Source organism: Bacillus sp. Marseille-Q1617 (genome assembly GCF_903645295.1).
Lineage (GTDB): Bacteria > Bacillota > Bacilli > Bacillales > Bacillaceae_B > Rossellomorea.
Genome location: NZ_CAHJXM010000001.1, coordinates 950091 through 966747, shown reverse-complemented (window position 1 = coordinate 966747; position 16657 = coordinate 950091). Strand labels below are relative to the sequence as shown.

20 protein-coding genes are annotated in these 16657 nt (G+C 43.8%); 7 read left to right on the top strand and 13 right to left on the bottom strand.

The features are described 5' to 3' along the window. The first annotated feature begins 34 nt into the window (after window positions 1-34). The 3 genes from HWX64_RS04820 (at window position 35) to HWX64_RS04810 (ending at window position 2961) form a co-directional block, all read left to right on the top strand. Window positions 35-751: a Crp/Fnr family transcriptional regulator gene (locus HWX64_RS04820; protein ID WP_175987746.1), complete on the top strand. Its 717-nt coding sequence runs from the start codon at window positions 35-37 to the stop codon at window positions 749-751. Between the two features lie 133 nt (window positions 752-884). Beyond that, a complete protein-coding gene (locus HWX64_RS04815) occupies window positions 885-1331 on the top strand; it encodes a hypothetical protein (protein WP_175987745.1) in 447 nt (148 codons plus the stop codon). Between the two features lie 121 nt (window positions 1332-1452). Then, window positions 1453-2961 carry a nitrate/nitrite transporter gene (locus HWX64_RS04810; RefSeq protein WP_175987744.1) on the top strand — a complete coding sequence of 503 codons (1509 nt, stop codon included), beginning with the start codon at window positions 1453-1455 and terminating at the stop codon, window positions 2959-2961. A gap of 50 nt (window positions 2962-3011) precedes the next feature. On the opposite strand, the gene mobB is transcribed toward HWX64_RS04810, so the two are convergent. Further along, the gene (gene mobB / locus HWX64_RS04805) at window positions 3012-3509 is read right to left on the bottom strand and encodes a molybdopterin-guanine dinucleotide biosynthesis protein B (RefSeq protein WP_175987743.1); all 498 of its coding nucleotides are present in this window, start codon (window positions 3507-3509) and stop codon (window positions 3012-3014) included. Between the two features lie 87 nt (window positions 3510-3596). Between mobB and moaC the strand changes: the two genes are divergently transcribed. Beyond that, the gene (moaC, locus tag HWX64_RS04800; RefSeq protein WP_175987742.1) at window positions 3597-4082 is read left to right on the top strand and encodes a cyclic pyranopterin monophosphate synthase MoaC; all 486 of its coding nucleotides are present in this window, start codon (window positions 3597-3599) and stop codon (window positions 4080-4082) included. Between the two features lie 51 nt (window positions 4083-4133). Here moaC and modB read toward each other — a convergent pair whose 3' ends face one another. From modB to HWX64_RS04785, 3 genes are read right to left on the bottom strand one after another with little or no spacing between them, the layout of a single operon-like run. Further along, complete coding sequence (gene modB / locus HWX64_RS04795) at window positions 4134-4802, bottom strand: molybdate ABC transporter permease subunit (RefSeq protein WP_175987741.1); 669 nt, start codon at window positions 4800-4802, stop codon at window positions 4134-4136. A gap of 18 nt (window positions 4803-4820) precedes the next feature. Beyond that, on the bottom strand, window positions 4821-5570 hold the full coding sequence (gene modA, locus HWX64_RS04790) for a molybdate ABC transporter substrate-binding protein (protein WP_175987740.1): 750 nt from the start codon (window positions 5568-5570) through the stop codon (window positions 4821-4823). Between the two features lie 11 nt (window positions 5571-5581). After that, the gene (locus HWX64_RS04785) at window positions 5582-6082 is read right to left on the bottom strand and encodes a molybdenum cofactor biosynthesis protein B (RefSeq protein WP_175987739.1); all 501 of its coding nucleotides are present in this window, start codon (window positions 6080-6082) and stop codon (window positions 5582-5584) included. A gap of 209 nt (window positions 6083-6291) precedes the next feature. Here HWX64_RS04785 and HWX64_RS04780 point away from each other — a divergent pair, with 209 nt between their 5' ends. Further along, window positions 6292-6810, top strand: coding sequence for a hemerythrin domain-containing protein (locus tag HWX64_RS04780; protein WP_175987738.1), 519 nt, complete (start codon window positions 6292-6294; stop codon window positions 6808-6810). Between the two features lie 468 nt (window positions 6811-7278). Here HWX64_RS04780 and moaD read toward each other — a convergent pair whose 3' ends face one another. Genes moaD through HWX64_RS04760 form a run of 4 tightly spaced genes read right to left on the bottom strand, consistent with a single transcriptional unit; the run spans window position 7279 to window position 10317 of the window. Continuing rightward, a complete protein-coding gene (gene moaD, locus HWX64_RS04775; RefSeq protein ID WP_175987737.1) occupies window positions 7279-7512 on the bottom strand; it encodes a molybdopterin converting factor subunit 1 in 234 nt (77 codons plus the stop codon). 16 nt (window positions 7513-7528) lie between these two features. Then, a complete protein-coding gene (locus HWX64_RS04770) occupies window positions 7529-7981 on the bottom strand; it encodes a molybdenum cofactor biosynthesis protein MoaE (protein WP_175989644.1) in 453 nt (150 codons plus the stop codon). A 28-nt stretch (window positions 7982-8009) separates the two neighbouring features. Then, window positions 8010-9287, bottom strand: a complete 1278-nt coding sequence (gene glp / locus HWX64_RS04765; RefSeq protein ID WP_175987736.1) for a gephyrin-like molybdotransferase Glp — start codon at window positions 9285-9287, stop codon at window positions 8010-8012. 19 nt (window positions 9288-9306) lie between these two features. After that, window positions 9307-10317 carry a MoeB/ThiF family adenylyltransferase gene (locus tag HWX64_RS04760; RefSeq protein WP_175987734.1) on the bottom strand — a complete coding sequence of 337 codons (1011 nt, stop codon included), beginning with the start codon at window positions 10315-10317 and terminating at the stop codon, window positions 9307-9309. Window positions 10318-10446: 129 nt separating this feature from the next. On the opposite strand from HWX64_RS04760, the gene HWX64_RS04755 reads away from it, so the two are divergent. Next, window positions 10447-10980 (top strand): hypothetical protein, encoded by a 534-nt coding sequence (locus HWX64_RS04755; protein WP_175987732.1) that lies wholly within the window; start codon window positions 10447-10449, stop codon window positions 10978-10980. A gap of 111 nt (window positions 10981-11091) precedes the next feature. Here the strand turns inward: HWX64_RS04755 and HWX64_RS04750 are convergent, their stop codons facing one another. The 5 genes from HWX64_RS04750 to HWX64_RS04730 are packed head-to-tail and all read right to left on the bottom strand — an operon-like array spanning window position 11092 to window position 15704. Then, the gene (locus tag HWX64_RS04750; protein WP_175987730.1) at window positions 11092-11286 is read right to left on the bottom strand and encodes a hypothetical protein; all 195 of its coding nucleotides are present in this window, start codon (window positions 11284-11286) and stop codon (window positions 11092-11094) included. Then, window positions 11276-11809 (bottom strand): ubiquinol-cytochrome c reductase iron-sulfur subunit, encoded by a 534-nt coding sequence (locus HWX64_RS04745; RefSeq protein ID WP_175987728.1) that lies wholly within the window; start codon window positions 11807-11809, stop codon window positions 11276-11278. Before HWX64_RS04745 ends, HWX64_RS04750 begins: the two co-directional genes overlap by 11 nt. Window positions 11810-11839: 30 nt before the next feature. Further along, window positions 11840-12382 carry a 4Fe-4S dicluster domain-containing protein gene (locus tag HWX64_RS04740; protein ID WP_071620144.1) on the bottom strand — a complete coding sequence of 181 codons (543 nt, stop codon included), beginning with the start codon at window positions 12380-12382 and terminating at the stop codon, window positions 11840-11842. A gap of 17 nt (window positions 12383-12399) precedes the next feature. Further along, window positions 12400-14526 carry a formate dehydrogenase subunit alpha gene (gene fdhF / locus HWX64_RS04735; RefSeq protein ID WP_175987726.1) on the bottom strand — a complete coding sequence of 709 codons (2127 nt, stop codon included), beginning with the start codon at window positions 14524-14526 and terminating at the stop codon, window positions 12400-12402. Then, complete coding sequence (locus HWX64_RS04730; protein WP_175987724.1) at window positions 14523-15704, bottom strand: MFS transporter; 1182 nt, start codon at window positions 15702-15704, stop codon at window positions 14523-14525. Before HWX64_RS04730 ends, fdhF begins: the two co-directional genes overlap by 4 nt. 173 nt (window positions 15705-15877) lie before the next feature. On the opposite strand from HWX64_RS04730, the gene HWX64_RS04725 reads away from it, so the two are divergent. Then, window positions 15878-16615, top strand: a complete 738-nt coding sequence (locus HWX64_RS04725) for an Mrp/NBP35 family ATP-binding protein (protein WP_175987722.1) — start codon at window positions 15878-15880, stop codon at window positions 16613-16615. Window positions 16616-16657 lie beyond the last annotated feature (42 nt).

Genomic DNA, 16657 nt, shown 5'->3' with positions numbered 1-16657 from the left:
ATTGGTACTCAAATTTAGGAGTGGTGATACCTTAATGGAATTGAATAAAAAAAGAAAAAGCGACCTTTCCACTGTTTCAGAGGATTTGGCTTCTTTATTACAGTCAATCGGAACTCCACGTAAAATAAAAAAAGGGACTTTTTTATTTCAAGAAGGGGAAGAAGCAGCTGAATTATATCTGATTAAATCCGGGATTTTTCAAATTAGCAAGCTGAGTCTTGAAGGCAAGGAATTGAACATGCGAATATGTAAAAAGGACGACTTTATTGGAGAATTGACGCTTTTCTCTGATGATGCCACTTACATGTTAAGTGCATACACATTAGAAGAAGGAGAAGTTCACGTCATACAAAGAGATACGTTAGAAAAAAATCTAATCAACGATGCCCCCCTAACCTTCGAATTTATGAAATGGATTTCAACTCATCTTAGAAAAAACCAATCAAAAATCCGTGATTTAGTCATGAACGGAAAAAAAGGCGCCCTTTATTCCACCATTATCCGTATTTCAAACTCTTATGGGATTAAAAATGAAAAAGGAATTCTTCTCGATATTCATCTCACCAATCAGGAATTGGCCAAATTTTGTGCTGCGACGAGAGAAAGTGTGAACCGCATGCTGAGTGAATTAAAGAAAAAGAATATCATTGATTATACATCTGACGGCAGGATCATCATCCTGGATCTAGAATACCTCAGGGAAGAAATCGGTTGTGAAAACTGTCCAATTGATATTTGCAATATAGATTAAGAGAATATGAGGCGGTCTCAACGTAAAGTTGAGGCCGCCTTTTTATATTCCAATAACTGTGAAAAGTGTCACAGTTATTTTTCAGGGATTCTTTTATAATGATGAAAATGCATTGATTAGAGGGGGAGAAAGAATGCATAAGCAGGATTATCTGCTTTACCTGAAAAGTCTCAGCTTGTTTCAAGACATTGGGAATAGTCAACTGAAAAGGATAGTGGAAGCTTCAAGCATCATAAAAAAAGAAAAGGATGACATTATTTGCTTACAAAAGAGAAACACGATGATCCTCATATTATCCGGTTCTCTTCACGTTCACATGAAAGAATCCCAGCATTCTCAATATAAAATGGGGTCATTAACAACAAATGATATGTTTATGCCGAGTGTCTTTCTTCAATATCATAAGAATGGGGACTCAATTAGTCTCGAGGTGAGAGAAACCACAATATATATGGAAGTCCCTCTTCCATTAATCATCAACATATCGGACCAGCATCCGTTGCTGCAAAGAAATATATTGCGGTCTTTTCATAAAAACTTGAAAAGCTCTTATGAAGAAATTGTGAATTTAATGAGCTGAGGAGTTTCTCATGTGAAGTTTCTTTGTCTCGTGTGATGAACTTCACAACCTTATCCGTGCACCGTTGTTAGGATATGGATATAGATTTTCATTTTTATAGGATTGAAAGGAGAATCATCCAATGAAGAGTACAAAAATCCAGCTGCCTCTTCAAACATCAAGTCTCATCGCCGGGTTTATGGTATGGGTGCTCATTTCTTCACTTATGCCGAATATTCGTCAGGATATTGATTTAACGAACGGAGAAGTTGCCTTAGTAACCGCGATCCCGGTCATTTTGGGAAGTGTGCTTCGCATCCCGATCGGATATTACACAAATCGTTTCGGTGCCAGATTAGTCTTCACGTTAAGCTTTATCGCGTTATTATTCCCTGTATTCTACATCAGTCAAGCTGACTCACTCTCGGATTTAGTCATTGGAGGTCTCTTGATAGGGATAGGAGGAGCGACTTTTTCAATAGGGGTAACCTCTCTACCTAAATATTATCCTTCAAGCAAGCACGGATTCATTAACGGAATATATGGATCGGGTAATATCGGTACTGCGGTAACCGCATTTGCCGCCCCTGTCCTCGCCAGCTCATTTGGATGGGTGACAACGGTCCGCTTCTATCTTGTCTTACTGTTAGCTTTTGCTATTTTAAACTTTGTATTTGGTGATCGCAAAGAAAAGAAAGTGAATGTTTCAATCGTTAAACAGGTAAAAGAAGTATACCGGAATTCAACGTTATGGGCGTTATGTTTATTTTACTTCATCACTTTTGGATCTTTTGTCGCATTCACCATTTATTTACCAAACTTCTTGGTGAATGAATTTAATTTAACACCGGTTGACGCTGGTTTACGTACGGCAGGCTTCATCGCTTTATCAACATTTATGCGCCCGATCGGCGGATGGCTGTCTGATAAATTCAATCCGTATTTCATCCTGTTGTTTGTCTTCGGGGGATTAACATTTTCAGGTGTATTATTATCTTTCTCTCCTACGATTGAGTTATATACCACTGGTGTATTGACAGTCGCGGCCTGCGCGGGGATTGGGAATGGAACGATCTTCAAACTGGTCCCGCTCTATTTCACCAAACAGGCGGGTATCGTAAATGGTCTTGTGGCGGCCATGGGAGGTCTGGGAGGATTCTTCCCTCCATTAGTGTTAACAACCGTCTTCAGTTTGACGGGGCACTATGCCATCGGATTCATGGCTTTATCCGAATTCGCCCTTCTCAGTTTTGTCATCGTATTATGGATGACGTTCCGTGAAAAATTAAAGCTGGAAAATAAAGTACTTGAAAACACTGCCCAGGGAATGATGGTCACAAACGAAGAGGGGGTCATCGAACGGGTAAATCAGGCTTTCACTAAAGTAACCGGCTATGAAAAAGAAGAAGCCGTTGGACAGAAACCAAGTATTCTTCAATCCGGCCGGCATGATCAGCATTTTTATTCAGCTCTGTGGAATGAATTAAAAGATCAAGGATATTGGCAAGGTAAAATCTGGAATAAACGAAAAAATGGAGAAGTCTATTTAGAGTGGCTGACTATATCAGAGGTTTGCAATGATGCCGGCGATGTAAAGTATTATGTGGGACAGTTCAGCGATATTTCGGAAAGCAAAAGAAAAATCAACTAGCTTCATTGAAGCTGTTCCCTATCAACAGGGAACAGCTTCTCTTTACTTGATCAAAGGTTGATGAACGAATCGATCCATTGTTCGAAGGCATCCAGTCTTTCAGCAGTGAATGCAGGAAGGTGATAGCCGGGCGGCAAGGAAAGGTGTGAATGCAAAAAGACCGCTTGAACATTTTCCAGAGAGTCAAGAAGGGAAAAGTCTTCTTGATTTCGTATACAAACGATTTTGGGATAATTTTTTTCTTTGTATCCTTCAACCACCAGCACTTCAACCTTAATTAATTCATAGATTCGAAGGATATCATCGAAATCATAGTCTCCCAGCTGGAGAGATACGCTGAAAATACCGCCCCCTTCAACTCCGGCAAGAGTGGCTCCAGATTTTAGATGACGGTCACTATCCGTCCCCGGTACAACATCCGGTGCACCGTGGCTATGATGCTTTACCGATCCGGTCTTTATTCCTTTGCTGGCTGCATAAGTAATCACATTCGAAGAAACCGTAGTCTTTCCGCTGTTTTTAAATCCGACAACTTGAATCACTTTCATACACGTCAGCTCCTTTCTAAACCATTTATGTTACGATAACGAATACACAGGAATCAACTCAATATAAAATCTAAGAGGTGTCAAAATATGAGTGAATTTACACATTTCAATGGACAGGGCCGCGCCAAGATGGTGGACATCACCGCTAAAAATGAAAGCAGCCGTTATGCAAAAGCACGATCGAGCATTACAGTAACGAAAGAGATTTACGACAAAATCGTAAACGATGATTTTAAAAAAGGAGATGTACTATCAGTCGCACAGGTTGCTGGGATTATGGGGGCTAAACAGACTTCCTCCATCATTCCGATGTGCCACCCCATTCCGATCAGCGGTGTGGATATCTCCTTTGACTGGAAAGAAAAAAACCCGCACTACGAGCTGGTGATCACCACCGAAGTAAAAACGAAAGGCAGTACAGGTGTGGAAATGGAGGCATTAACGGCTGCATCCGTTACCGCCTTGACAATCTACGATATGTGCAAAGCTGTCGATAAAGGAATGGTTATCGGAGAAACCTATCTTCTTGAGAAATCCGGCGGAAAAAGCGGTGACTTTTTAAGAGAGTCCTGATATGTTGAAGTACCCCACAGGTTGTTCCAAACTCCTCTGGGGTTTTTTGACCTATATCTCCTTACGTCCATCCAGCCCTTTCACCAGAAACAATAATAGAAAAGACAAACCGATGCTTACTCCTGCATACTTCCAGGCTAAATGACTTTCCCCTGATTCGATGGCTACGTAAATGGCCGTTGAGATCGTCTGCGTTTTTCCAGGTATATTCCCTGCAAACATGAGAGTCGCCCCGAACTCCCCCAATGCTCTTGTAAAGCCGAGAATGACCCCCATGACGATCGATCGTTTGGCAAGCGGCAGAACGACGTGGTAAAATGCTTTCCAATTGGAAGCGCCATCTACTTTTGAAGCCCCGACAATGTCACGATTCACTTCTGCAAATCCTGTTTTCACAGACTGATACATAAGCGGAAACGACACAATCACGGCAGCTATGACTGCTGCAGACTTAGAAAAAAGGATGGTTTGTCCGAGAAGCAGTTCGACCGTCCGTCCCACTGGACTATTCATCCCGAATATAAACAGTAACAAAAAACCAAGTACAGAAGGAGGAAGAACAAGCGGCAAAAGATACACAGTCTCCAAAACACTGCTGCCCCTGCCGTCTGTCATGACAGTTCGATAGGCTGCCAAAACAGCAAGTATTAATGAAACAGCCGCCGCTATGCAAGCAACCAGTATAGACAATTGGATAGGAAAGAAAAAATCACCGTTCACTTATAACACCTGCTCCTCTTATTCTCCGATATTGATAAATCCTTCTTTCTTAAATATCTCCTTCGCTTCCTTTCTCTCTAAAAAGTCGAGAAATTCATCTGAGACATCTTGATGCTTACTTCGTTTCACCCTTGCCCCGTAGTAGCCTGTATCTTCTTGTGGATACTCTTCAAAAAAATCAATTATGCGTAAATCCTGTTGAAATTCAACATCACTGTTATAGATGAATCCTACAGAAGCCGCCCCTTGATCCATAAGCATAAGCAGGTGACTCGCATCCTTTCCATAAATAAGACGCGACTCTGCTTCCTCCCATTGCCCGCTCTGTACCAGTAGTTCTTTCGCATATCTTCCGACAGGTACTGTGGCAGGGTTTCCGATGACTACTTTTTCATCCGACTTCCAGACATCCTTAAGTGACTTAATCTTTTCTGGTTTGTTCGTGACAGCCACTACTCTATTCCCTACTAATCTATCGCCTCTATCAACCAGTCCATCCCGATAAAGGGATTCATAATCGTCCTGAGAAGCAGCCAGGAAGACATCGATCGGGGCACCCTGTTCTACTTGTTTTCGAATCGCACCGGTAGAACCGAAATGAAATGATAATTTGACTTCTTTATGCTCTCTTTCAAACTGGTGCTGCAATTCCAGCAGACTGCTTTTCAGACTCGCTGCCGCACCAATCGTTATAACCGTATCGTCTTTCTCGTCTGACTGGCATCCTGCCGCTCCGGCAAACAGGATGATCAAAAAGAGATATTGCAAGATTTTCTTCTTCATGATTTATGTTTACGTAACTCATGAAGAATATGGTCCATTTCAGGGAGGATCAACTTTTCCATTGCAAGTTTTACAGCACCGGTGGAACCTGGGACGGAAAAGATTGCTTTCTCATCCACCACTCCTGCAATGGCCCGGGAAAGAATGGCCGGAGATCCGATATCTTCAAAATAGCTGAGAGCCCTGAAGATTTCTCCAAACCCCGGTAATTCTTTCTGCAGAAATGAGCGAACCACTTCGATCGTCACATCTCTCATTGAAATACCGGTTCCCCCGTTCAATAAAATGGCCTGCACTTCATCATTTGCCAAACCCCGCTTTATCGCTTCCCCGATCAACAGTTCCTCATCTTTCACGATTTCCCGTTGAACAATAGGATGACCAGATTGTTCCAACATTTGTATCATACAATCGCCGCTCTTATCTGTTTCCTCGGTGCGGGTATCACTTACCGTAATGATCATGACATTTATCTTTTTCTCTGCTGCAGACTTCATGCCGATTCCCCTCCTGCGATTTTTCTTTATTGTATCATGATGATTCGTTTTCACTTGTGAAAAACATCACGGGAAAGCCTTTCGATTTTTCACGGAATGTTCTTAAAAAAAGTGAGGCGCATCACATCCTCCCCCATTCTTATTTTGTAAGCTTAAAGTAAGCTTTAACCACTTGAAGGAGGAGAAAACCAATGCTTGGATGCCATCACATGTCTACGAACCATCAGCCAGAAGAACTATGCGAAGCCTTACAGATGTTAAGAAATGAACATATACAGTTAAATGAGCAAAAGCTGGATTTATTTGAAGAAGCCGGCGGCCTCATGAAAGAAAGTTCACCCGAAAAACGCATGGAAAAACTGACAGAGCTGCGCAGTAAAGTCAAAGCCTTTATGAAAGCACTCGAGCCTCATTCCCAAAAGGAAGAAGGACACTTGTTTGAATTAATGGCTTCATATATTGGCCGCAGCCACGGTCCAATTGTCGTGATGGAAATGGAACATGATCAGGCGAAGGAATTAATCTCAGCTTTCCTCAAGGAAACGGAAGTGATGAGCGGCGATCGGGAATTCGTGCACGAAACATGCAAGCTGGTCATTGAAGCACACCATGTACTCACTTCGCACTTTATGAAGGAAGAACAGATATTGTTTCCAATGGCACAAAACCTATTGTCCGAGGATGAAAAAGAGAGATTATTAGAGGCTGTTAGAGAGGTGTCTAAATAGGCTGGGCAGTTGTAGCGATCATGAAAGAGGCTAGGGCAAAAGTGTCTAAGTCTAAGTAAAACCCTATCTAATTAGCCCTCTAAGAGTCAAATTAGGCAGGGTTTTTACTTGTTCAAATATACATCTGGATTTTAACTCTTTCCAGCGGTTGATTGGAGTGCAAGACGAAGACTCCTGCGGGAAGAGTAGCTTATAAGAAAAGCGGAAGGGCTTTGAATAGAGGCGGGTGGCATAAGGCGAATCGGCCACGAAGGCGTTCTTTGCCTTCTTGGCCGGTTTGACTTATGTCATGTGCCTCTAAGCCCTGCAGCTGGACAGGTGAGACCCCGCAGGCGAAGCCGAGGAGGCTCACGGGCTACCCGAGGAAAGCGAAGTCTTGCACGGAAATCATTAGCGGTATTAAGAAGCTTTACTGAAATTGTTCTTCTGTTTGTTGCAGCTTTTTAGTTTTGTCCCATCCCCTTATTTTCACCCACCGCTTACTGGAGGAATAAACGCTACGACATCGCCGCTTTTAACCACTGTGTCTTCTGTTGCATACTCCTCGTTAACGGCGATCATTGCACCGTTAAGACTGAGAGAGTGATATGTTTCCCGCAGCTCCTGTTTAAGACCTGAAATAGAAAGATTGTCAGCTTCTATCTCTATCTCACTCTTCCCTGTTTCTTCACGTAATCCAGCAAATAATAGAATCTTGATCATTGCATTCTCTCCCTTTTTAAAGATGAGGCCGGCCTGATGGATACGGTACGGTTTCCTTTTGGTTTCCGATCCATTCCTCCCCGGATTCCCAATGTTCTTTTTTCCAAATTGGAACGATATCTTTAATTCGTTCGATGGCATACTCATTTGCTTCATAGGCAGCTTTACGATGCGGCGAAGAGACGGCGATGATCACGGCAATATCGGAAATTTCCAATCTGCCGATACGGTGGGAAATCGCCATTTTCGTCCCTGGCCACTTCTCTTCCGCTTCTTTTCCTATTTGGGCAAGCATCTTGGCTGCCATCGGTTCATAAGCCTGATATTCCAGGTAGAGAGTACGTTTGTCTTTGGTCCACTCTCTTACGGTACCGATAAATGTAGTAATGGCACCGGCTTCTCTGCGTTCTACTTTTTTTGTGATTTCTTCTAAAGAAAGCGGCTCTGATTTCACTTCAAATAACTCCATCATTTTCACTCCTCCAATGAACTCTGCTTTACTCTTTATCTATTAACATCCGAGATTGGCCTTCTTGATTTTCCACGAGGAGGATTTGGACTGTCATGCCTTCTTCATAACCCCTTGTTCCTCCAGGTAAGACGATCAGTGCATTCGTGTCAGCGAGTGAAGCGACAGCGCTTGATTTATCAAGTCCCGAGGGATAAGCCATGATTCTGCCATTTTCAAATCTGATACTTCCCCGGACGAAGCGGGTAAATGGATTAGGCTTTTTGAAATCGCTGCCCAAGATCCCTGTCACAGACTGAAGAAATGGTGCTGGACTATGAAGAAACTTTCTGATGACAGGTCTTGTGAGGAGCTCAAATCCTACATAACAAGCTGAAGGATTACCCGATAATCCGAACAAAAGCTTCCCGTCTTTTTCCGCGACTGTCGTGACGCTGCCGGGCCGCATGCCGATTTTATTAAAGAGCACCCCCGCTTCCATCTCCTCATAAATCTCAGGCAAATAATCATAATCACCGACTGACACGCCCCCTGTCGTGATGAGCATATCCACCTGTTGGAGAGCGGACACCACCTGCTGGTAGCAGACCTCGAATTCATCAGCGAATTGACCGAAATAAACAGCTTCTCCTCCTGCCCTTTCTATTTGAGAAAGAATCATATAAGTGTTACTGTTTCGTATTTTACCAGGTTCTAATTCATCGCCTACTTCCAATAACTCACTCCCCGTTGCCAGCACACCGACTCTCGGTTTGACGCTGACAGGTACTTCCTTGTATCCGAACGTTGCAAGGAGAGCTGCAATCCCGGGGTTGATATACGTTCCTTTTTTAGCAAGCACCGTTCCCTTTTGAGTATCTTCGCCTCTGCGCGAAATATTATCTCCTTCATTGCAGCCACGGTTGATCCTGACGAAATCTCTTCCCTCCAGGCTGAAAGATTCCGCAAGCTCGAGCATGACCACGACATCACACCCGGCAGGTATCTTGGCCCCGGTCATGATCCGAACTGCTTCCCCCCGCTGTACGACTCCTTTATGTACACTTCCAGCTCCTATTTCTGCGATTACTTCAAGTGTGACCGGCGTTTGTCTTGAAGCTGTCTTCGTATCGATTGCCTTTAAAGCAAATCCATCGTAAGGAGACTTGTCAAAGTGGGGGACATCGTGTTTTGCCGTTAAATCCTCCCCTAGATATCGTCCATATACGTGCTCGATATCCACCCTTTCCACTTCTCCTGCCGGTGACCGCTTCATCACCCTCTGCACAGCATCCGTTACCTTAATAGGCGTCCGTTTCTCTACCATTCCAGTAAATCCCCCGTTCTTATCCGATAATTTTATAATACATTTTCTTTGCTTCTTCCATTGAGTTTGTTCCATGGACCAAGGTCCTTCCCTCTTTAAAAAATACAAACCGGTATCCTTCATATTGAAGAGATAGCAAGTAAGGATTTATTTTTGTTTCCCCTAAAGATTGAATCGTTTTCTGAAGTTCACTAAGGTTCCGTTCTTGAGGTGACCGGATCAGCACTGTATTTCTTCCGCATAGCACCATGGACTTCGTTTGGTTTTCATATTGTAAGTATGGATAGGTTGGATGCTGTCCGCAGGAAGGGCAGTCAGACTTCTTGGCTTTTTTCGTTTTCATGCTGTATTGCTGGTTATTCCACAAGTCAAATGTAATCAAACTCCCCCTGAGGGCTTCTACATCACCCACCAGGAGCTTGAACGCTTCTGTGACTTGATATGCGGCCACCATTCCGACAGCTGGTGCGATGATACCGGACGCATCGCATGTTGCGCCCCCCATCGGCAGGCGGTCCAGTAAACAGTTCATACATGCGGTTTTTCCGGGGATGACCGTATAACTCATCCCTGTACTTCCCACACATGATCCGAAGATCCAGGGAATGTTATATTTCTGAGAAAGATCGTTGATCATCATTCGTGTATCAAAGTTATCAGTTGCATCTATAATCAAATCCACATCGTGGAGGTACGGGAGAAGGGTTTCTGCGGTTGCCTCCATTACGCGGCCATTAATTGTGACTGAGCTATTGATTTCAGTTAGTCTGTTCTGGGCAGCAACGGCCTTAGGCATCTGTGCTGTCACATCTTTTTCCGTATACAGCTGCTGCCGCTGCAAATTGCTCCACTCCACATAGTCATGGTCCACAATCGTCAGTTTTCCAATCCCGCTCCTAACCAACGCTTCAGAGCTTGCTGAACCCAACGCGCCTGCACCTATGACAAGCACATGTTTCTTGGTTAATTGCTTCTGCCCTTTTTCGCCAATGGCCGGAAACAACTCCTGTCTTGAATAACGGTCATTCATTGCATACTCCCCTTTTTAAAAAAGCCTTCTGGCGTAATAAATGTCACAGTGCTTCTCTTCTTTATCTACTATAATAAATGGTAACGATACGATAGTAAGTGACAAAGTTCACAGGAGGGGAAAATCATCATGTTATCAATCAAGCTGCATTCCATTACTGCAGATCACTCGATAGAACAGGCATTAGTGAAGCTAGGTTTTAAAAAACACGGAGGAAACTATATATGCAAGAATAGCAAAATACATTTAGAGGCAGAGGCCGATTTTATAAATAGAACCATAGAAATCAGCTTCTCCCCCCAATTGAATCTGGAAGAATACAAGACGGTTCATCTTCTGTTTATTGAACTCATTAAAGAGCTCGACGCTCAGTATGATGATTCCGGAAGCCTATTGGGTTACCTCTCGGAAGGGACCGGGGCTTATATATTGACCAACTGGGAGCAGTGGATCTCCTTTCTTCAGGAAGCCAAGTTCCGTACCCTGGAAGGTAAAAAAGTAAGGGTGCTGGATGAAGCAGGCAAAGAGCTTGCTGCCGGAATGTTTGTGAACTATAGTGCTGATGTCTCTTCAAACATAAAGGAGTGCACCGTCATCACTCTGTTTGGTGAAAGAACATATAAAGGCGACAATTTGAAGGTTGAGGCTACAAATGAATGGTAGCCTCAATAATAAAAGAGCATCCCGAGAGCTTTTAAACTTTCGGGATGCTCTTTTTACTTTTGAATTTTATATCAACTTTTGATTTTTAAATTTTAATCATTGAGGCAAAGCTTATTTATTGTACTCTTGTTTTCTCCATTGCCAATACGTGAGGAAACAGACGAGTGAGGAAGTAGTCCCGATTGCTGTATACAGCCATACGTGCTCATACTCTTCGCCGTAGAACGACTCGATTGTCCATTGGAGCATCACAACGTTTACGGCTAATGTCAGAAAGATGATGATCCAATATTTTTTACTCCCCATGACGGACTTTCCTTCCGACTGCATACACCACTCCATCTTTTACTTCCAGTTCGATCAGAGGCAGTTCACGCTGAGGCGGACCCGCTAAAGGCTGGCCGTTATCCACACTGAAAAACCCCCGGTGACAAGGACAGAGCAGGACGGATTCTTCTTTTTCATAAAACACCGGGCACTGAAGATGTGTGCATTTATTATTGTATGCTTTCAGTTTTCCTTCTTTGGTATGAACCAGGATTGCAGGCTCATCATCAGTCGGATAATTAAAATTCATTGAACTGTCTTTTGGCAGATCTTTTAATTGTGTAATCATCTTCCGGTTCGTGTCGTCTTCTTCTCTATTCAGGGCAATCGCTGAAAACGGAAGAGTCGCTAACCCCAGCGTGATCGATGCCCCCACTGCAGACTTCAGGAAAGCCCGACGATTGTATTTCAGGTCATCATCACGGTTCAGGTTATCGATTAGATGAATCATTTCATCCTTGGTATCTTTACTGTTGCGTTTGTTTTTATGATCTTGAGGCATAGGTGACGTCTCCTTTCGCCTTATCTTGACTTAATCTGTATATACTCCAAAGAATTCCGGAACGTAATCCCACTTGTTTCCTTCCTGTGGTTTCTTCCCTTCTACGAGGTTCATCTGGGATCGCTTTCTGCGAAGCTGCTGCATTTCATCAAAATCGATAAAGCGAATTGCGTCACTCGGACAAACAGATGCACACATCGGGGCAATATCATGTTTTGAGCGATCGTAGCACATATCGCATTTGTACATTTTGTTTTCTTCAAAATCAAACTTCGGTATTCCGAATGGACATCCAAAAGTACAATTACGGCAGCCGATGCATTTTTCTTCCATTGCTGAAAGAACGACCCCTTCTTCTGTTATTTGGATGGCATTTGCCGGACAGACACGCGCACAAGCGGGATCTTTACATTGCATACAGAGCATTGGATACGTCTGGCGGCTTTCCATGAAATCAACATATTCCACATAGTTTCTTTCTTTTGCATCATGATCACCGCACTCGCGGCAAGCCGCTTGGCAGGCCCGGCAGCCAATGCACCGTTCAAATTCCAGATACATGATTTTATTCATTCATCCCGACTCCTTTCTTAATGTTGTTTCTCAAGCTTCAAGGCGCACACTTTAAATTCTGGCATTCTAGAAATGGGGTCTAAACATGGATTCGTCAGCTGATTGACCGCTAATTCCTTCCCCCAGTGATACGGGACAAATACTGTATCCCTTCTCGTCGCCTTGGTTAATTTGGTTTTTACAATCATATGTGAGCGGGGGGTGATCAATTTCACCAAATCCCCATCCTCTAATCCGTATTTACTTGCAAGTGCCGGGTGCATTTCTGCATATGGTTCAGGACATTGCTCCATCAGGAATTTGACCCTTCTCGTTTGGGCCCCGGATAAATAGTGGAACACGACACGTCCGGTAGTTAAAAATAATGGATATTCCTTAGTGGGAATTTCTCCTGCCTCTTTCCATGCAACACTTGGCAGGTTCGCCTTCCCATCAGGCGTTCCAAACTTCTCTGTAAACATTGTCGGGGTACCCGGATGATCTTCAGAAGGACAAGGCCAGAAGACTCCGCTTTCTTTATCGATACGGTCCCAGGTGATACCGTAATAATCTGCTTTTCCGCCTTTTGATGCCAAGCGGAATTCTTCGAAGATTTCTCCTGCATTTTTGTAATTGAAATGCTTCCCTTTGCCCATTCGTTTGGCAATGAGACTGAGGATTTCCCAGTCAGGTTTTGATTCACCTAAAGGCTCCCGCACTTTACGGATCCTGATGACACGGCCTTCAAGGTTCGTGGTCGTCCCTTCATCTTCTGCCCATGTTGCAGCAGGCAGGACGACATCCGCAAATTGTGCGGTTTCGGATAGGAAGAAGTCACTTACCACAAGGAAATCAAGTTTTCTGAAGCCGTTCCAGATGTGTTCCAGATTCGGGGCTGATACGGCAGGGTTACTGCAAACGACATGCATAGCTCGAATGGTGCCTTTTTGAATTTCATCAAACATTTCATAAGCTGATACACCAGGTTTCGGCATTTCCTCGGGTTTGATCCCCCATACTTTGGATATATATTTGACTGCCTCCGGATCCGTCAATTTGCGGTATCCCGGCAGAAGATCGGCTTTTTGACCGTGCTCCCTTCCTCCCTGACCGTTTCCTTGCCCGGTGAAAGTGGCTACGCCAGAGGCAAACTTTCCAATTTGTCCTCTGAGAAGTGCCATTGATGTATAGAGGGAAACATTATCCACCCCTTTAGACTGCTGTTCCACCCCTCTGGCAAACATGACGACTGAACGAGGAGATAATCCGAAAATATGTGCAGCTTTCAAGATTTTTTCAACGGATACGCCCGTAATGCTGGCCGTATGCTCCGGTGTGAATTTCTCAACTGCTTTCTTTAGTTCTTCAAAGTTATTGCATCTTTTTTTAACGTATTCATGGTCGACGTAATTGTTTTTTATTAGGAGATGAAGCATTCCGTTCGCAAGTGCTGAATCCGTACCGGGTTTCAAATCCAAATGAACATCTGCCACACGGGCTGTCGGCGTTTCCCTCGGGTCAGCCACTATCAGCTTCGCCCCTTTGTCTTTCGCTTTCCACAGCCATTGTATGCTTGTAGGATGGCATTCCGCGGTATTGGAACCAGCGATAAAGAAACAATCGGTATGTTCAAGTTCCGGCCATGGGAGCGTCGATCCCCTGTCAATACCCAGCGTTTTCAGAAATCCTCCTGCAGCTGAACTCATACAGAAGCGGCCGTTATAATCAATGAATCTAGTGCCCAGTCCGACTCGCGCGTATTTTCCAACCAAATAGCACTTTTCGTTTGTCATCGAGACACCCCCGAATACAGACAAGGCGTCCTTCCCGCTTTCAGCTTGCAGTCGTTTGTAGTTCTTTTCAATCAAGTCGAGTGCTTCGTTCCAGCTTGCTTTCACGAACTCTCCGTTTTTCTTGATCAGCGGCGTCAGAATTCGCTCTTCATGTTCGATTGTCTGATAGGCCGTTACACCTTTCGGACACATTTTCCCTTTAGTGACAGGCCAGTCATAGCGCGGTTCAACTCCAACTACCTGACCCGACTTCTTATTTACACGTATATGCATCCCGCACTGCATGCCGCAATAGCAGCAGTGGGTCGTAATGAGCTCTTCGCCTGGTTTGTGAAGGTTCTTTACTCCTTCTTTTGCGATATACTGACTCATTTTTGACTGCCTCCTTTTTCCTTGTACTGATCGATTTCTTTTTGGACATCTTCAGGGAATTTGTAATAATCGTCTGTTCTCTTTTTACTGAATCCGCCCATTTGAATCCCATTCAGTGTTGATATCGGATCGCTGCTCTTTAAATGCGGCTTTGCATTCAGTTGTTTCATCACCCTGATTCTGCGGCGGCACGGCAGGCAGTAGTCAGAAAGATAACTTCCGTCTTCAAGCTGGAGATCAAAGTTTTGAACAGCCAGAATGTCTTTTACATCACTGATTTGATCATCGTTGCTATAGGTGGTTCCGCATCTCAGACATGGTCTCGTATCCACTTTTATCTGTTCCTGATAATTCAACGGTACAGCTGTTGTCAGCGGGCGGATCGGCAGGTGGAACAGTTTGCCGAATGGGAAGTATACGAGTAAGACGACCACGGTAACCTGATGGATCAGTGTCATGTAATGGTGCATCCAACCATCTAACAGTGCATATGAAACAGTAAGTAAAAGTCCTGTACCCGTTACCGAAAGCAGTAAATATAAAGGAAATAAATCAAATTCCGCACGCTGTGTCACTTTCACGTCCTGACTCGCAATCCTTCTTGCAAGTGCCATGGTGACACCGATCAGCACCATCGTGGCGGTGATGTTTAAGCCGTTATATACCATTTCTGCGAATAATCCATGAGCGGCCATCGAAATCGTCTCTACTCCCATCACAACAATGGTGTAGGTTTCGGGATCGACAAGTTCGAAGTGCATCCAGCCGAACGTCAGACCGAATGTAATCGCAAAGGATCCTATGCACCCCCAGGCAATAAGGAAATGCTGTACACCACGGTAGATCCCTCTTTTAAAAATGAATTTCTGTAAAAAGATATTCTCAAATGCGGTTTTACCGATTGAAATTAAATTACGTTTTTTCCTTGAACTGGTTTTCAAATTCGAGAGACTCCGTTTGATAACCTGATGGGTCGCCGGCCGGATGAGCCAGGAAGACATCCGTATCGTCAATCCGATGGCAAATATTAAGGAAGAAATAAAATACCCCATTAAAGCCATATCAAAATGTAAAAACTGTTCGGTCCCGATCCATGATGTGAAAATCAAAAAAAGGATAATGAAAAATGATTTTTGACTGGTTTTTGAATAAAACGAGCGTTCGAGCGTCTTTCTCATCTTGCCCAACCTCCATGTGACTTTTTTAACATCAACGCAGTTGTATATTTGGTAAATTGATTACGTTGATTAATTTTTCAACTTGTAATCATTGTACAGAAAGACTATTTTTCAGACTGTGAAGTACGTCACACGATGGAAATTTACCTAAAATTTGTGAAAGAGGTGTGAACATGCTATCAGGTAATGTAATCGCTATAACAAGTGGAAAAGGCGGAGTAGGAAAATCGACGGTATCAACGAATCTCGCTGTATCTCTCGCAAGACAAGGAAAAAGCGTCGCTTTGATCGATTTGGATATTTACGGCTTCAGCATCCCGAAAATGATGAATGTGGACAGCCGCCCCAAAACTTTCAACGGAAAGATCATTCCTGTGGAGTCTCACGGGGTAAAAATCATGTCGATGGGATTTCTTATAAAAAATAACGACCCTGTCGTCTGGCGCGGACCGATGTTAGGAAAGATGGTCGAGCATTTCAGTAAGGATGTGATGTGGGGAGAGCTGGATTACTGCATTCTCGATATGCCTCCAGGCACCGGGGACATCGCTCTCGATATGCACCTGAACATTCCGCAAAGCAAAGAAATCATTGTCACCACTCCTCATCAAACAGCTTCGATTGTAGCTGAAAGAGCAGGAACTATGGCACTGAAAGCGAAGCACGATATTTTAGGCGTCATTGAAAATATGTCGTACTTTCAGCCGAAAGAAAGCAGTGAAAAATATTTCTTGTTCGGAAAAGGCGGAGGGGATCTGTTAGCAGAGCGATTAGATACAGACGTTTTGGCAAAACTCCCAATCGAAGAACCAATCGAAACGTCTGAAACTCCATCCATTTACTGCGAAGATACCAGCTTATTTCATCACTACAGCCAGCTGGCAGAAGCCATAGACCAGAAATTCAAATGAAAATCCCGTCCCCCGCTCCTTTAAATCAGCAGCGGGGGACGG

Coding starts and splice junctions, on each gene's coding strand:
- glp (WP_175987736.1), bottom strand. CDS start 9,287: ATGGTAGAGAAACGGACGCCTATTAAGGTAACGGATGCTGTGCAGAGG.
- HWX64_RS04750 (WP_175987730.1), bottom strand. CDS start 11,286: ATGGGGAGTAAAAAATATTGGATCATCATCTTTCTGACATTAGCCGTA.
- moaD (WP_175987737.1), bottom strand. CDS start 7,512: ATGATCAAGATTCTATTATTTGCTGGATTACGTGAAGAAACAGGGAAG.
- HWX64_RS04755 (WP_175987732.1), top strand. CDS start 10,447: ATGTTATCAATCAAGCTGCATTCCATTACTGCAGATCACTCGATAGAA.
- HWX64_RS04745 (WP_175987728.1), bottom strand. CDS start 11,809: ATGCCTCAAGATCATAAAAACAAACGCAACAGTAAAGATACCAAGGAT.
- HWX64_RS04725 (WP_175987722.1), top strand. CDS start 15,878: ATGCTATCAGGTAATGTAATCGCTATAACAAGTGGAAAAGGCGGAGTA.
- HWX64_RS04770 (WP_175989644.1), bottom strand. CDS start 7,981: ATGGAGTTATTTGAAGTGAAATCAGAGCCGCTTTCTTTAGAAGAAATC.
- mobB (WP_175987743.1), bottom strand. CDS start 3,509: ATGAAAGTGATTCAAGTTGTCGGATTTAAAAACAGCGGAAAGACTACG.
- moaC (WP_175987742.1), top strand. CDS start 3,597: ATGAGTGAATTTACACATTTCAATGGACAGGGCCGCGCCAAGATGGTG.
- HWX64_RS04785 (WP_175987739.1), bottom strand. CDS start 6,082: ATGAAGTCTGCAGCAGAGAAAAAGATAAATGTCATGATCATTACGGTA.
- fdhF (WP_175987726.1), bottom strand. CDS start 14,526: ATGAGTCAGTATATCGCAAAAGAAGGAGTAAAGAACCTTCACAAACCA.
- HWX64_RS04780 (WP_175987738.1), top strand. CDS start 6,292: ATGTCTACGAACCATCAGCCAGAAGAACTATGCGAAGCCTTACAGATG.
- HWX64_RS04810 (WP_175987744.1), top strand. CDS start 1,453: ATGAAGAGTACAAAAATCCAGCTGCCTCTTCAAACATCAAGTCTCATC.
- HWX64_RS04760 (WP_175987734.1), bottom strand. CDS start 10,317: ATGAATGACCGTTATTCAAGACAGGAGTTGTTTCCGGCCATTGGCGAA.
- HWX64_RS04730 (WP_175987724.1), bottom strand. CDS start 15,704: ATGAGAAAGACGCTCGAACGCTCGTTTTATTCAAAAACCAGTCAAAAA.
- HWX64_RS04815 (WP_175987745.1), top strand. CDS start 885: ATGCATAAGCAGGATTATCTGCTTTACCTGAAAAGTCTCAGCTTGTTT.
- HWX64_RS04820 (WP_175987746.1), top strand. CDS start 35: ATGGAATTGAATAAAAAAAGAAAAAGCGACCTTTCCACTGTTTCAGAG.
- HWX64_RS04740 (WP_071620144.1), bottom strand. CDS start 12,382: ATGAATAAAATCATGTATCTGGAATTTGAACGGTGCATTGGCTGCCGG.